The sequence below is a fragment of the Paenibacillus sp. J22FR83 genome (assembly GCF_059691955.1).
Genome location: NZ_JCAUAM010000019.1, coordinates 1 through 15,321 on the forward strand (window position 1 = coordinate 1; position 15,321 = coordinate 15,321).

Consider the following 15,321-nt stretch of genomic DNA (forward strand, 5'->3'; position numbering starts at 1 on the left):
CAGAATACGCGCAAAACCCGCTATAAATCATCGGTTAGCTTCGTCTACAGAGTAGCATAATTCGGCTCATATGAACATTTTTTTAGCGGATTGTCCATCCGCTTGTTTGCTGTACGCTTTTATTCATGCTTGTATAAAAAACAAACGACACAGGACTTTTTCCCATGCCGCTTCGAATTATATTTTTATTCCTGATCGTTCTTTGAGGTTAACTTAATGACATTGCCCAACTAGGGTAGTCCTTTTTGCAGTTTTATTGTAAAACTAATACATTATTAACGAATTTCGCTATAGATATTAAACAATTATAGGTTATGATAGAATTTAGCTAACTGTAGTTGACAGTATTAGACAATAGTAGACAGAATTAGACAGCAGTAGACAGGAGTTGACCATACTTTTGATACACCTCATAGTCAGGCTCGCTAGGCAATGGCGGCATAAATTGAACTTGTTCCGCAAAGCCCCAGGCTTACAGTCGGTGGGTCTGAAGTTATTGGTCTGGGCAATTGGCGGTACGGCGATTATTTTTGTTGGATTTAGTTTTTTTTCCTATTCTCATTCACAACAGATTGTCATAGACAAGATGACCTCAACTACCAAGCAAACGGTTGCGCAAACTAGAGACACGTTAAATATCATTTTCCGGAATTATGAGGATTTAACCTTCAATATCTTGACCGATGAGGAAATGTTGAATCAACTCCACGTATACGGCAGTGCCTTTACGAGTCAGAACGATAAATTCGCGGCAAAGAATAAAATTGTAGAGAGCTTAGCCATTCGTTTTTTTAGCAAAAGCGATATCACGAATATTCACTTGATTCCGGTGGATCCGAAGCTGAAAGAAATTACAACAGATACCCTTCATGCTGAATCAATCGACTATAGTAAGGAAGCGTGGTTTCAGAGAGCGGTTATTGCAAATGGCGAAATCGCATGGCTTCCTACCAAAAGATATGGCTACTCGAACATCGGACAACCCTCGTTTGCCATCAATCGGCTTGTTAAATTGGGTTCAGGTATGAAATATGTGCTTCTGATTGAGATCAGCTCTGAGGTATTGAAGCGTTCCATCAGTGATATTCCGAATGGCGAAATGGTCATCCTGAATTCCGCCAATCAATTGCTGACAAGGACGAATTCAGAATCCGAAGGTGACTTCTATCGAATTCCTAACGTATTCGAAGCGACCCCAATCCATGCGGGACATCCTTCCGCAAGTAAAACGATCAAAGTGAATGAGGAGATGCAACTGATCGTTGCCGAGCAAATCGCGGCCAGTGATTGGACTGTACAAGCTGTGATCCCCGGCTCGGAATTGTTCAAAGATGCGAACACCATTGGCAATAGTATGTTGATTAGTATGATCGGAATTGCGATCTTAACCTACTTAGTTAACTACTACTTGCAAAGGCGGCGGAATGCGAAGAAAATCCTATATCTGGCTTACCATGATCACTTGACGGATTTAGTAAACCGGAAGTTGTTTATGGAAGTTATCGAAAAGGAAATTCAAGCCGCGCGTCAACATAAGATGCAATTTACTATTCTTTTTCTGGATTTGGATAGGTTCAAAATTATTAATGATACATTTGGCCACGAAGCTGGCGATAAACTGCTGATTGAAACAGCGCGCCGACTAGAAGATACGTTGGATAAATCTTGTACAATCGCGCGTTTCGGCGGTGACGAGTTCCTCGTGTTGATACCGAACTCAGGGGATCAAGATGTGATTTTGACCATCATTCAGGAGATTACCGCTCAAATTCAGAAGCCGGTATATTATGACGAGCAAGAGCTTTATGTCTCTGTCAGTATAGGTGTTAGCATGTATCCGCATGATGGGAATGATATCCAAAGCTTAACCAAGCGTGCGGATACTGCGATGTACAGTGCGAAGGAGAGCGGCAGAAATAATCATAAATTTTATAACAGCACGATGGAAAAAAATACATATGCGAAGCTGTCGTTAGAAAGAGATTTGCGTCATGCGATAGAGCGAGAGGAGTTATTGCTCTATTATCAGCCTCAAATTGAACTGGACACCGGGTGTATCCTTGGTGTTGAAACGCTGGTCCGGTGGAAACATCCAAAGCATGGTTTCATTCCACCATCGGAGTTTATTCCAATTGCAGAGTACTCACGACTGATTGTACCTATTGGCAATTGGATTCTATACACAGCGTGTAAGCAAAACAAAGCCTGGCAAGATGCAGGGCTCCCTAAGGTGCATGTTGCTGTGAATTTATCTCTTTACCAGTTCCAGAATTCAGAAATTATTCAAACTGTGGCGCAAATCTTGGAGGAAACAGGCCTGGAGCCTCAGTATTTGGAATTAGAGATTACAGAGTCCATTGCGATGCAAGATGTGGAGAAAGTTATTTTAACCTTACAAGACTTATATGCTTTAGGGGTGAAAATTTCAATCGATGATTTCGGCACAGGTTATTCTTCCTTAAACTATTTGAAAAACTTCCCGATCCAACGGTTGAAAATCGATAAATCGTTTCTCGATGATATTGTCAGCAGTGACAAAGAGCGCGCTATTGTCGGAGCGATCATCGTTATGGCACACAGTTTGAATTTGCGAGTGACGGCCGAAGGCGTAGAATCTATGGAACAAGTAGCTCTGTTACAGGCTTGCAATTGCGATGAGATTCAAGGATATATCTATAGCCGTCCCATTCCGACAAGCGAATGCGCAGAACTGCTGGCCGAGGGAAGGGTGTTTGACACGTCTATGAAAATGTTACAAGGTGGCTAACCATTGGAGCGAGAGGGGGAACCATGATGAGAATAAAACGACGAGGAAGAAACAATGGATTGCTCGTTATGAATTGGATTGTGCTTATAATGCTCGTAATGGGGTGCTCCAGTCAGGAGAAACTCTTGCCAACTTCATCGCCGACGGACGATACGAAAGTAACACTGCGCATGATCGAGAGCTTGACGAATCCGAATCGAACGGCCATTCTGAAAGACTTACTTGCTCAATTTGAAAGCCAAAACCCCAATATCCATGTCGAATTGATATCACCACCTTTCACTCAGGCGGATATAACGATAAAGACGATGCTGAATGTGAAACAAGAGCTCGATGTTATGGAAGTCAGAGATATTAATGTTGCTGATCTGGCAAGCCAAGGTTATATTGATCCTTTAAACACCTACATAACCGCTTGGGATGAGCGCAATACGTTCTCCCATGCAGCCCAATCCATTTCCCTTGTTGGACGTAAGAATTACTTCATTGCGAACGGTTTATATCAACGTCAAATGTTCTACCGCCAAGATTGGCTGGAGGCCGCCGGCCTTAAACCACCTTCTTCATGGGAAGAGTTATATGAAGTAAGTAAAAAACTAACAGATCCTGCGAAGAATCAGTTTGGCTTTTCCTTTCGTGGCGCGAAAGGCGCGATTGCTATATCGGATCCGTTAATCCGGGCTTACAATGGTGATCTCGTTAATCTAGATGACGGTCAATTCCTTAATGATGGGTCAACCATCTACAGTTCTCCTGAAGCGGTAAAAGCAATGGAATTATATGTGAAACTGTATAAGGATGCTTCGCCGCCTGATTCGCTATACTGGGGATTCCAAGAGCAGGTGGACGCATTCACCTCGGGTGTGACAGGGATTTTGCTGCAGGATCCAGATGTCATTCAAACGATTCAGGATACCATGCAGCCAGGAACGTGGGCAACAGCACCGCTGCCAACTGGACCCAAAGGGAATGCACTTGTCAGTGTAGGAGGTGCGGGCTGGGGGATGGCCTCCTATTCCAAACATAAAGCTGAAGCATGGAAGCTGATCGCTTTTCTTTCTGGAGCTAAGTCAAATACGGAATTATCCAAAAAATACGGCGTGATCCCGACGCACACCTCTGCGTTTTCTGATCCTTTTTTCCAAACTGGCCCCTATAAAACCTTGCTCGATATGACGCTCAAGCCAGATATCTTCCTGCTCTTCAAACCACCCTTTCAATATCCAGGCAACAGCAGTTGGGATAAGGTAGCCATGGATTCCGGGCAGGCGATGCTGTCAGGGAATGCCACAATCGAAGAAACGTTAAGCAAGTGGGATGCCTTCTGGATGGAACAGAAACGAACGACGGGGATGGGATTGAACAAGAATTGAACAAGAATTGAAACGTGATAGAATAGAAGGAAGTAGATTTGTTTTTGAAAAAGGAGAGCTCGAAGTGAATCCAGATATAAGGAGCCTAGTTGCCGTCACTCGAAGCTTGGAACAAGCTGGAATTCGTTACTCGTTAGGCGGCAGTGGGTTAATGCTGAGTCTTGGTTTAACTGAAACGGTGGGCGATTGGGATGTGATGGTTGAAGCACCCCTTGAGGGGGTCAAACATGCGTTGCTTCACGAGCAAGTCGAAGAAAAAACGAGTGGGGACTATCCATTTGGCACAGCGTATAAGTTAGTCATACATAGTGATACACCTCAAGTAGAGATTATCGGATGGCTCTCGATCTATACGGACGGAGGTCTATGCAAACTCCCTTCTATTCCGAGCTCTTCATGGAACGGTATTCAAGTTGGCTCCCCAGAAGTTTGGTATGTTGCCTATGCACTTATGAATAGGAGCGCGAAAGCGGCGGTCTTACTGTCCTATTTGAAAAAAGTTGGTGCCAATCAAGACATTCTGAACAGACTGATGAATGAGCCGCTCCCTGATGCGATCAAGGGGGAAATCAGATTTCTGATCGAAGCGTGGAAGGACGGGACAATGGCAAAGCAAATCACAATTCAGGCATTAAAATATGGCAATCGTCTCCATTACGAATGGAACACAACCTTATTAGAAAAGACCCCTTCACATATTGTTGTTCTAAGTGAGTACGGAAGACAGCTGCACCATTACACGAAGCAAAGTGTATTTACGATTAATAATTGGTCCCTTGAATTTTTCTCATTTGATTCTTGGTTTACAGTAAGTGCTGAAGTTGTTGACGGTAAGTTAGAACAGTTCTATTGTAATATCAATCAGCCGGCAGTGATGAAGGGGAACACGGTTTCTTTTGTCGATTTGGATTTAGATTATGTGCGAAGAAATGGTGTTTGGCAAGTTGTTGACGAGGATGAATTCGCAGCCCATGCGATTCAATTCGGTTATCCCGATGATCTGATTCAGAAGGCTGAGCAAGAGCTGGTGGCTTTACAGGAAAAGGTTGTGCAACGGGCATATCCGTTTGATGGTTATCTCGAATCGTTCATCCAGTGTATTCCTAGTTCCTGCAAGTAAGGCTTACGAACCTATGGGGAGGTTTCACTTATCATGATTACGGTGCAAATGGTACTAGATCGTCTTATTGAACCCGTTGGACAACTAGAGAAGACAGTGGATACGTTGAAAAGCGGACGGTTGGATGCGGAGGTTCGGAAAGTGGCTGTTGTATTTATGACGACGTATGCGGCCATTAAGCAAGCAGTTGAATCTGGCGTTGATCTCATCATCACGCACGAACCGACGTATTACAATCATATGGATGAAGGCGAGTGGCTTAGCGGGAATCCTGTGTATGAAAAGAAGCGTGCGCTGATCGAGGAGTCGGGTATTGCGATTTTTCGCCTGCACGATTATGTGCATAGCTATCAACCTGATGGTATTCTAATCGGCATGTTGAAGCAGCTTGAATGGGAATCTTATAGTAGCCCAGAGGAGTTGCGGTTGCTAGCGCTGCCTTCGGGTGAAGTGCATACCGTACGTACAATTGCCGCTCATCTAAAAAGCAAACTGAGCATAGAAAGTATGCTCGTAGCCGGGGATCTGGATCTTCCTGTGAAGCGTATGGGGCTATTGCCTGGGGCATCCGGTGGCCGTTCTCATATCCAGTTTCTTGGAAGTCAGGATATCGACTTGTTGATTGTCGGTGAGACCAATGAATGGGAAACGAACGAATATGTGAGAGACGCCGCAGACATGGGATTTGCGAAAGCACTAATCGTAACGGGGCATCAGAAGAGTGAAGAAGCAGGGATGCAGACCGTCGTGGAAATGCTGCGCGAGGCGTTTCCTGAAGTGCACGTGGAGATGATCGAGTGCGCGCTTGCGGTGCAGCGGATATAGTAAGGATGAAGTAGAAGTAGTTGTAGAAGTAGTAATAGAAACCAGTAATAGAAGCAGTCTAGGGCACTTGGGTGTCTGGGGCTGCTTTTTCATTAATGACGAGGCTCCGGCACCCTGGCTAAGCAAATAACTGGATTTTCTACAGCTAATTCAAGCGAAATCACGGTATTTCTCCATTTAACTGGATTTTCTACAGTTATTCCAGACTAATTTCGCTAAATGGAACATTTTGAGCAAAATTAGATGTAGAAAATCCAGTTAAACTCCCCAACGGCTAGTTTTAGCCGAAAATAGATGTAGAAAATCCAGTTAATCTCCTAGGGCTAGCCAGTCTGGGAAGGAAAACTAGTTAATCTCTTATGGCTGCTCATCCCGGTCACGCAAAAGTATCCAGCCTAGTCCGTTGCTACCGCTCCACTCCCGTCCCCGAAGGACGGTGTGACCTCTTATTTTAGGTAAAAATAGGAAGGGATTTCCTGTTAATTAGAGAATGTTAAACTACCAAAGGGGATAGGGGGAAGAAGTTTTTTTGTTTTTTCAAAAAAAGTTTCTCGCTGTGTCGATTTCTTCGAAATCAATTCGTCGTCCATATAGAGAGCAAATTTGTGAGAAAGAAAAGGAGACTAACATGCACATAGCGACATCGAGAGACGGTACAACAATCGCATATGACAAAGAGGGTCAAGGGCCAGCGCTCATTCTGGTAGCGGGAGCTTTCAGCTATCGCAAATTTCCTGGGCAGGTGGAGCTCGCGAGGTTGCTTTCGCAGGACTTCACCGTGTATAACTATGATCGTCGTGGCCGAGGGGATAGCGGAAATACATTGCCCTACGAGACAGTGCGCGAGTTCGAAGATCTTGAGGCGATGATTGAAGAGGCTGGCGGTTCCGCGTATGTATGGGGATTGTCCTCTGGTGCGGTACTTGCACTCCAGGCAGCAGCGAGGGGAGCCAAAATTACGAAATTAGCGTTGCATGAACCGCCGTTTGTGGTGAAAGCCACAGACCGCAAAGCGCCTAATGATTTCGTGCAGCACGTTACGAAGCTCATTGCTTCGGATCAGCGGGCGGAGGCTATCAAGTATTTTATGACACAGGGGATGGGGGCGCCTTCGTTTGTTGTCCGTATAATGCGTATGATGCGATCGGTTTGGTCCAATCTCATGGCTGTGGCACATACACTTCCTTATGATGCGGCTTTGTTGGAAGGCTATTTCGATGGGAAGCCACTGCCAAGAGAGCTATGGCGAGCGGTCGCGATGCCAACGCTTGTGCTTGAAGGTACGGAGAGTCCGGCTTCTCTGCGTCACGGCGCACAGGAACTGGCAGACGTACTGCCTAACGCGCAGCTACTTAGTAAGAAAGGGCTCGGACATACCAAGAAACTCCATACGAAACTCATTTCGATGGCGCTTAAGGATTTCTTTTTAGGCGGAAAATAACAGGTATAAATTCATATTATTAGGAGGAGAACACATATGAGATTTATGATGATCGTGAAAGCAACAACAGATTCAGAGGCTGGGGCTAAACCAAGTCAGGAACTTATTGAGGCGATGCAAAAGTATAATGAGGAACTCGTGAAAGCCGGTGTTTTGCTGGCTGCCGATGGTCTGCAACCTAGTTCAAGTGCAATTCGAATTTCCTACCCGGAGCCGGGGGGCAAACCGAAAGTGGTAGATGGTCCATTCACAGAAGCCAAAGAAATGATCGCGGGCTATACGTTAATTGAGGTTAAATCGAGGGAAGAAGCCGTGGAATGGGCATTGCGTATGCCAGATCCTCATGGATTCGGTCAAGGTGAGATTGAACTCAGACAGGTGTTTGAAATGGAGGATATTACGGATAATGCAGAAATGCTAGAGAAAGATGCAGCACTTCGCAAGCAAGCTCAGGAGCAGAACAAAGCGTGAGCTTATCTCTCACACATCGAACGATAGATGCGATATGGCGAATAGAGTCAGCTAAAATTATTGCTGGGTTAACACGAATGACGCGGGACGTGGGGCTAGCGGAGGATCTTGCGCAAGATGCGTTGTTAATCGCCTTAGACCGGTGGCCGGAAATCGGAATTCCAGACAACCCTGGCGCTTGGTTAATGACGACTGCCAAGCGTCGTGCGATTGACCATATGCGCAGAAATAAATTGCGTAATCAGAAGTATGTTGAGATTGCACAAGGTATGGATTTGTATACGATCGAGGAAAGTGATCTGGCTTTGGACGGGGATATTGGCGACGATCTGCTTCGTCTCATTTATATGACCTGTCACCCGATGTTATCTAAAGATGCCAGAGTTGCGCTAACGCTACGGCTTCTATGCGGGTTGACGACAGAAGAAATTGCACGTTCGTTCCTCGTCGCTGAAGCCACGATTGCCCAGCGAATTGTCCGTGCGAAGCGTACTTTAAGTGCCGAGGGAGTCCCTTTCGAGGTGCCATCAGCTGAAGAGCGTCAAGATCGCCTGTCTACTGTACTTGAAGTCATTTATTTGATGTTTAACGAAGGTTACTCGGCAACCGCAGGGGAACACTGGTTTCGCCCGATCCTGTGTCAGGAGGCAGTAAGACTTGGACGGATGATCGCTGAGATTAGCCCCATGGAACCGGAAGTTCACGGACTGGTAGCCTTAATGGAGATTCAATCTTCGAGGTTTAAAACCAGAGTAAACACCAATGGGGAACCCATCCTTCTTATGGATCAAAATCGGGGGAAGTGGGATCAGTTGTTGATCCGCCGTGGTTTGGCTGCTCTAGATCGCAGCCGCAAGATTGGAAGGCAGCTAGGTCCCTATTCGCTCCAAGCTGCTATCGCTGCCTGCCATGCGCAGGCGGTGACTGCTGCGGAGACGGATTGGGTCCGAATTGCCGCTCTGTACGAAGCGCTTTCGCGCGCAGCTCCTTCGCCAATTGTGGAATTAAACCGGGCAGTCGCGATATCGATGGCTTTTGGTCCGGCATTTGGGCTGCAGCTAGTTGATGAGCTGAATGCCGAACCCGCTTTACAAGGGTACCATCTGCTGCCGAGCGTGCGTGGTGATCTTCTCGTGAAGCTAGGGCGAGCCGAGGAAGCCCGAATGGAATTTGAACGAGCCGCATCCATGACGAGGAATGAGCGTGAACGTTCTGTTTTGTTGAAGCGTGCAGCCGAATGCGAAGGAGGGGAACGTTAGTTGCGCTATATATTGATGGCGAAGGCAACAGGATTCTCGGAGGCGAGAGTGAAGATGAGCCCAACCTACAACGATCAAATGAGTGCCTACAAGCAGGCGTTAGCCAGGGCTGGGGTGCTGCTTGCAGAAGAAGAGCTCCAGCCAAGCTGGGCTGGAATTCGTATCTGTTATTCATCACAAGGCGGGGAGCCGACGTTAGTGGCGGGGCCTTTTCCAGTTAGCCAAGAGTTCCTTTCGGCATATACCTTGATTGAAGTCAGCTCCGAGGAAGAGGCTCTGCACTGGGCGCTCCGCATGCCGATTCCTGCCGAACGTGGCGAGTATGAGATTGAGATGCGGAAGCTCGAGGAGCGTTCGCATTGCATACAGGAGCGTAAATGGCAGGCATTGGAAGCAGATTTACAAGAAATGAGGTACATGTTACAAGCGAGAGAGCAGTTCGACGAAGGAGTGAATGTTAAATGAGCCAGGAAGTAATCGAATTTATCGATATCTTAAAGGAACCATGGCAGCGAGAGCTGGCCACGCAATTGCGTCAGACGGTGCTGCAGGTGATACCCGATGTGGCGGAACGTATACAATATAAAAAGCCTCATTTTTTGAAAAATGGTAAATACGCTGCAGTCATCTCCACATCAAAAGATGCTGTAAGTTTCACGATTTTTAACGCAAGCGGGCTTGCGTTTCCAGAGCCCTTGTTCGATGGGCCGCCAGAGAGGAAGACCGTGAAGCTGCGCCAAGAACAAGCGGTCGATGCTGCGCAATTGATGTCGCTGCTTAGCCAGGCAGCCGCTTCACTATAGTGACAATACCCAACCGATTATCGGCTGGGTGTTCTTAAGGAGCTTGCCGCGCGTTGCGCGGCGGCTTCTTTTGGCTTGGAGAGGACGTCCGCGTCTTCCTCACCGCTTCGTGCCGCGCGTAAGTTTGTCCGCTCAGCCGCTCATCTTGCTGGTCGTCGTTTCGCTCGTCCGACACGCGTGTCATCCCGCCTCGCCCGCGGGTTCTCTCCCTTCTCACTTTCCCTTTATTGCTGCTCCTTTGGCGATAATTTGGAAAATAAATGGAAAATATACAGCTAATCATGCTGTATTTTCTGAGATTTCGTGAATAGATGGAAAATGTACAGTTAAAATAAGCAGAATTATCGGTATCTGCGCTTTAGGTGGAATTTAACTGTATGAAATCCATCTAATGGTTCTAAACGAGTAAAATCAGTAAAAATAGCTACATAAAATCCATTTAATACGATTCGTGAGGCGCAGGGCGGGGCAGTAGGCGGTAACAGTTAGGTGAGTGATTAGCAGATCTAGCTAGTTGAGTAATGGTTGCAATGGTGTCGGCAGGAACTAGTTGCGTGCATTTTAGGAGTTTTGTAAGTAGCAGTAGTTACCAGTTGAAGTCACGCAGAAGTTGCTTATGAAAGTAGGAGTAGGAGAATTGTAAGGCGAAGTAGGTGCAGTAGTAGGTAGAGTAGATGTAAATAGAGTTGGAGTAAAAATGAAGCATAAGTAGGTAGAGTAAGAATAAGCAGAGTAGAAGTGGCAGACGTCGTGGTAGCAGAGTACGGGTCATTCTAAGTTTAGAGCTTAAAGTGAAGGCATATTAAGAAAGCTGGAGAATACCTAGTAAGGATGAATTAACTGGAGAAAGGTGATCTGGGAGTATGCAGCGGTTTAAGTTTATGTATAAGCAATTTCTGAAAGAGCCACTATGGTTTAAAATACTTGTTCTTACTACATTGATTGTTTCAATTATCTTTAGTAGTTCTGGGTTTCCGATGAATGTCCAAAGTGTAGGTAAATTGGCTGCGGCTATCTTTTTTTGTACATATGCGATTAAAATGCGAAGGATTGTGAAGGTTTCTGTAGCGTTCTATGTGCTCGCAGGGATGTGTCTGTATGTGGCTTGGGATCGGCTGTAAAAGTGAATCGGAGGTGCGATGTATCTAAGGCAACGTACTACTTCTTGTTTTTTAGTGTTGGCGTATTTGGTGACGTCGTGTTGCTCATCCAAGGTGCTTACTATGACTATTTCTTGGATAAATAAAACGAGGGATCGTTCGTGAGCAGTCATTCAACAATAGTTCGATTTTACCGAACTAAAACGAGGATTCCTTCAGAAAAACGGCCAATAGTCCGATTATGCCGAACTATTTGTATGTTTTTCATGTGAGATGGTTGTTTCGAGCTATTTAGTTGGGTTATTTCGGACTATTCTTGATTCAACGACCTAGTCGTTGAATTTAGTTGGGCAAATTCGGACTAATTGACCCACAGGGAATAACCCGTCCCAACCAATGCAGCCAAAAGTAAGGAGCTAAGCGAATTAATCTGAACTGCACCTCCAAGTAGTAGACTGTGTCTAACTTGTGGGGTTCACTTCAATCGCTTAGCTCCTTTTTACTCCCAGATGCTACTTCTTCCTACGCTTGCTAGCGAGCGTATTGGAAGCCTTCCCATTCCCACCGACGGCATCCTGCTGCTTCGTGCCTGGACTTTCGATGGCGGAGTTGGTCCCACTCGTGCTGTACTTGCCAGCCCCGCTTGCCACCTGGGTAGCTGAGGCATTCGCCGCATGTTTGGGGAGTTTCACGATTTGATCGTTAATGACAACGACGATTTCTTTGCCTTTACGGCGGATCTCGGTAAGGCTTTTATTGCCGGCTAACTTGCCTTTAGCGCTTTTCCCTAATTTGTTTCTCGCTTTGCCGCCTGCACCGACACTTTGTTGTTGCTGACTATGCGGCGATTGAATAGCGGCGTTGCTGCCAGATGCAGAGCTGCGGCCTGCACCACTAGCGAGCTGCGTCGTATTAGGCGCATTTGTAAATTGATGGTTGATGATGAAAACCAACCGATTAACACCATGAATAGGCGATTGCGCAATAATGCGTTTTTTCCCTTTTTCAATAATAATCGTGACGCGGTCTGATTTCATTGCACTCAGATCCTCCCTATGGGTTCTCTCTTAAGTATATGTCCCTAGGACAAATTGGTAAGGGATAGGGGCTGAGTGGGTGAAAAAAGAGGTGAGCTATACGCCTACGTAAACTGCCGTGTCCCAAGATCTTTGCGTCGATACACACTTAGTATGAGGCCGACGGCTATAAATTGAAAAATGACATGTAATCCGCTGTAGCTGATGAATGGGAGTTGAAATGAGCTATATGGCGCTAGACCGATTGACATGAGGATGCTCCATGTAAACTGTGTAGCAAAGACAGCCAATAAGGTAGATACGATGGCTTTTCCATACGGATCAGTCACTTTCCTTGAAACGCTAACGGTCTGTTGTACGAATAGGGCAATCATCATTACCAGGGCAATCCCAGCTCCCCGTCCGAAACAATAGATGAGGAAAGGGAACATCATCTCGGATTGAAGCACGGGCAATCTACTAAGTGGAGCGCCAAACCCATGTCCCCGCCAACCTGCGGATTGTATAGCCATTTTGGATTGAGTCAGTACGAAATTCATGCCTAGTTGATCTTGATCCTGATGTATGAAAGCATAAAGACGATCGATCTGGTAGCTTAATTTGAATATGAATATGCCAAATGCAGTTACAAGTAGACCGCAATGCACAGCGAGTATGACTCGCTTTTTTCGCAAAACTAGCAGCAAGGTCAAGCAACCTATAAAAAAAAGTACGAAGTTTTGGATAGAATGTGTATATAAAATGAGTAAACTTGGAAGCCAAACAGCTCCTACGTTGATCCAACTATTTCGCAAAAAAGCGAGCAGAGAGGATTCTTTCGTCATGATTCGCTGTGATGGTGAACTCCAAATACCAGCTAATGCAATGAGCAGCAAGTAAGGAGATAACGCAGAGATATTCAGTTGGAAGGGGCCCCACCCTACGAAACCCCTTAGTCCTGCGTACTCATTCCCAGTGAGTAGGGAGTAGGAAAGTAACGAAATTGTTCCTATATATATGACCCAGGTGTAGTTGGTTAATTTTCGATAGTTGCTGAAACCAATCAATAACATTAGGCATGATCCTATTCCAAAAAAAACAACTTGTTTCATAGCAAGTGAAGTGAGATCTTGACGATAAGAGGCTGTCTGAGCAGAAAAGATAGCAACCAACCCGATCGCCATAAAAAGCACAATAACAGCCAGCAGCCCCCAATTAAATCGAGGCCGATGAGCAAGATGGAATTGCTGCCCGATCACATCAGGCGTCCCCATTTGAGCAATGGATTCTTTAACTGCTATGTCCAGATCAACCCCATTACTTAGCTTCTCCTCAATTAATTCCTCCAAATGACTTTCGAGCTCCATACGGACTTCCTTGTGAACCTCTTTTGCTTTAATTTCGTGGCAAACCTGCTTCAGAAAAAGCGAGATCTCCTCATGCTGGCGAACTCGGAAACTGCTCATACGCCGCCCTCCCCAAGTACGCGATCGACCGTATTGCGAAAAAGCGACCATTCCTGCTTCTTAACGCTGAGTTCGCCTTTACCTTGCTTCGTTAGGCGGTAATATTTGCGCTTGCGGCCGTCTTTCTCATCCCAGAAGGCTTCTACAAAGCCATCTGATTCCAACATGTGCAGAATCGGATAGAGGGTTCCTTCCTTGAGGGTGAACACGCCATCGGAATGTTTCTCCATCTCTTTGGTCATCTCGTAGCCATACATGTCCTTTCGCTCCAGAAGGGTAAGAATCAGAATGACGGTGCTTCCTTTCATGAGTTCTTTACTGATTTTCATGGTTAGCTCCTTCTCGACTATAGAATTACGATGCATCGAATATCTAGGTATACTATATAACAAAAGGAAAACATTTACAATGTTTAGCAGTTAGTTAAAATCCAATAAAGTACCACCTCCAAACAGCCCATCGAAGATAAATTCAGTACACGAATCGGATAAAATCGGATATGTACTTTGGAAAACATGCCCTTTATAATTGAGACTGAGAATTATTATCAATTAAAAAAACAGGGAGTCAGCATCAGCATTCTAAATAGATGGCGTGTTTATCACCCGTGTGTGCTTTGCTGTACAAGGAGGAAGAAATCGAATGAAATCTTTAAAAATGATGATCGTGCTGTTGCTAGCACTAGCCGTGACGGCTTGTGGCAGTTCGACAACAGGCGGAAATGCAAGCAGTACGAGTAGTCCAAGTGCATCGCCAGAAGCGGCTAAAGCTACAGCTGCAGCAGCCGTAGAGAAAACCATCAAGCATGCCATGGGGACAGTTACTTTGAAGAAAAAACCAGAACGAGTAGTTGTTCTATTCAATGGTATGACGGATATCGTTACACACTTAGGCGTCAAGCCTGTCGGCTCGGTCGAGTCATGGGAAGAGAAGCCTTGGTACAACTATTTGAGAGCTAATATGGAAGGCGTTAAGAACCTGGGCGAAGAAACGCAGCCGAACGTTGAGGCGATCGTAGCTTTGAAACCAGATTTGATTATCGGGACCAAAGCTCGTCACGAGAAAATTTATCCGCAATTGGAGAGCATTGCTCCTACGCTCATTACGGAAGAAATTTTTGACTGGAAAGCGAATTTGAAGTATGCATCAGATGCCCTATATAAAGAGCAAGAAGGTGCGAAGATTATCGCGGATTGGGATAAAGGGGTAGCCGAGTTTAAACAGAAAGCTGGCAACAAACTTGCTAATGCCGAAGTTTCCATTATCCGTTTTGAGAGAGATGGCAGTGCGCGTTTCTATGCAACAGGATTTGCTGGAACGATCTTCAAGGAACTTGGTTTACCGCGTCCGAAAGCTCAAATCGTAGAAGGCAAAGCAGTAGTCAATATCACCACGAAAGAGCAAATGTCGCAGTTGGATGGCGAGTATATCTTTGATATTACACGTCTGAGTTCGGAAGAACCTGCGGTAGAAAAATCGCAGAGCGATTGGACTTCGCACCCACTTTGGAAAAATCTCAAGGGCGTGAAGAACGGCAAATATTTTAAAGTTGACACGATTACTTGGAACTTAGCGGGCGGTTCGATGGCTGCCAAAGCCATGCTGGCGGATCTCTACAAATATTTTGACATTAAATAGTTGAAACACTTAGGGATGAACACTATGTTCATTCCTTTGTGA

The 15,321-nt window shown here is 45.6% G+C and carries 14 protein-coding genes; 11 read left to right on the forward strand and 3 right to left on the reverse strand.

Annotation, left to right across the window (positions count from 1 at the left end; all coding sequences use genetic code 11):
• The first annotated feature begins 400 nt into the window (after positions 1-400).
• The 10 genes from AC58PV_RS28105 to AC58PV_RS28150 all read left to right on the forward strand — a co-directional run bounded on the left by AC58PV_RS28105 (position 401) and on the right by AC58PV_RS28150 (position 11,180).
• Complete coding sequence (locus AC58PV_RS28105) at positions 401-2,767, forward strand: EAL domain-containing protein (RefSeq protein WP_497436030.1); 2,367 nt, start codon at positions 401-403, stop codon at positions 2,765-2,767.
• A 23-nt stretch (positions 2,768-2,790) separates the two neighbouring features.
• On the forward strand, positions 2,791-4,140 hold the full coding sequence (locus tag AC58PV_RS28110) for an ABC transporter substrate-binding protein (RefSeq protein ID WP_497436031.1): 1,350 nt from the start codon (positions 2,791-2,793) through the stop codon (positions 4,138-4,140).
• 64 nt (positions 4,141-4,204) lie between these two features.
• Positions 4,205-5,260 (forward strand): DUF402 domain-containing protein, encoded by a 1,056-nt coding sequence (locus AC58PV_RS28115; protein WP_497436032.1) that lies wholly within the window; start codon positions 4,205-4,207, stop codon positions 5,258-5,260.
• Between the two features lie 33 nt (positions 5,261-5,293).
• Complete coding sequence (locus AC58PV_RS28120) at positions 5,294-6,085, forward strand: Nif3-like dinuclear metal center hexameric protein (protein ID WP_497436033.1); 792 nt, start codon at positions 5,294-5,296, stop codon at positions 6,083-6,085.
• A 628-nt stretch (positions 6,086-6,713) separates the two neighbouring features.
• Positions 6,714-7,526 (forward strand): alpha/beta fold hydrolase, encoded by an 813-nt coding sequence (locus AC58PV_RS28125; RefSeq protein WP_497436034.1) that lies wholly within the window; start codon positions 6,714-6,716, stop codon positions 7,524-7,526.
• A 36-nt stretch (positions 7,527-7,562) separates the two neighbouring features.
• Positions 7,563-7,997: a YciI family protein gene (locus tag AC58PV_RS28130; RefSeq protein WP_497436036.1), complete on the forward strand. Its 435-nt coding sequence runs from the start codon at positions 7,563-7,565 to the stop codon at positions 7,995-7,997.
• Positions 7,994-9,256: an RNA polymerase sigma factor gene (locus AC58PV_RS28135; protein WP_497436037.1), complete on the forward strand. Its 1,263-nt coding sequence runs from the start codon at positions 7,994-7,996 to the stop codon at positions 9,254-9,256. The genes AC58PV_RS28130 and AC58PV_RS28135 overlap by 4 nt, the downstream gene beginning before the upstream one ends.
• Positions 9,257-9,721: a YciI family protein gene (locus AC58PV_RS28140; protein WP_497436038.1), complete on the forward strand. Its 465-nt coding sequence runs from the start codon at positions 9,257-9,259 to the stop codon at positions 9,719-9,721.
• On the forward strand, positions 9,718-10,059 hold the full coding sequence (locus tag AC58PV_RS28145) for a DUF1801 domain-containing protein (protein WP_497436039.1): 342 nt from the start codon (positions 9,718-9,720) through the stop codon (positions 10,057-10,059). The genes AC58PV_RS28140 and AC58PV_RS28145 overlap by 4 nt, the downstream gene beginning before the upstream one ends.
• 863 nt (positions 10,060-10,922) lie before the next feature.
• Positions 10,923-11,180, forward strand: coding sequence for a hypothetical protein (locus AC58PV_RS28150; RefSeq protein ID WP_497436040.1), 258 nt, complete (start codon positions 10,923-10,925; stop codon positions 11,178-11,180).
• A 491-nt stretch (positions 11,181-11,671) separates the two neighbouring features.
• Here AC58PV_RS28150 and AC58PV_RS28155 read toward each other — a convergent pair whose 3' ends face one another.
• The 3 genes from AC58PV_RS28155 to AC58PV_RS28165 form a co-directional block, all read right to left on the reverse strand.
• Positions 11,672-12,196, reverse strand: coding sequence for a hypothetical protein (locus tag AC58PV_RS28155; RefSeq protein WP_497436042.1), 525 nt, complete (start codon positions 12,194-12,196; stop codon positions 11,672-11,674).
• 104 nt (positions 12,197-12,300) lie between these two features.
• Positions 12,301-13,641, reverse strand: a complete 1,341-nt coding sequence (locus AC58PV_RS28160) for an FtsW/RodA/SpoVE family cell cycle protein (RefSeq protein WP_497436043.1) — start codon at positions 13,639-13,641, stop codon at positions 12,301-12,303.
• Entirely contained in the window at positions 13,638-13,970 is a 333-nt protein-coding gene (locus tag AC58PV_RS28165; protein ID WP_497436045.1) for a PadR family transcriptional regulator, read from the reverse strand. The genes AC58PV_RS28160 and AC58PV_RS28165 overlap by 4 nt, the downstream gene beginning before the upstream one ends.
• A gap of 313 nt (positions 13,971-14,283) precedes the next feature.
• On the opposite strand from AC58PV_RS28165, the gene AC58PV_RS28170 reads away from it, so the two are divergent.
• Positions 14,284-15,279, forward strand: coding sequence for an ABC transporter substrate-binding protein (locus AC58PV_RS28170; protein WP_497436046.1), 996 nt, complete (start codon positions 14,284-14,286; stop codon positions 15,277-15,279).
• Positions 15,280-15,321 lie beyond the last annotated feature (42 nt).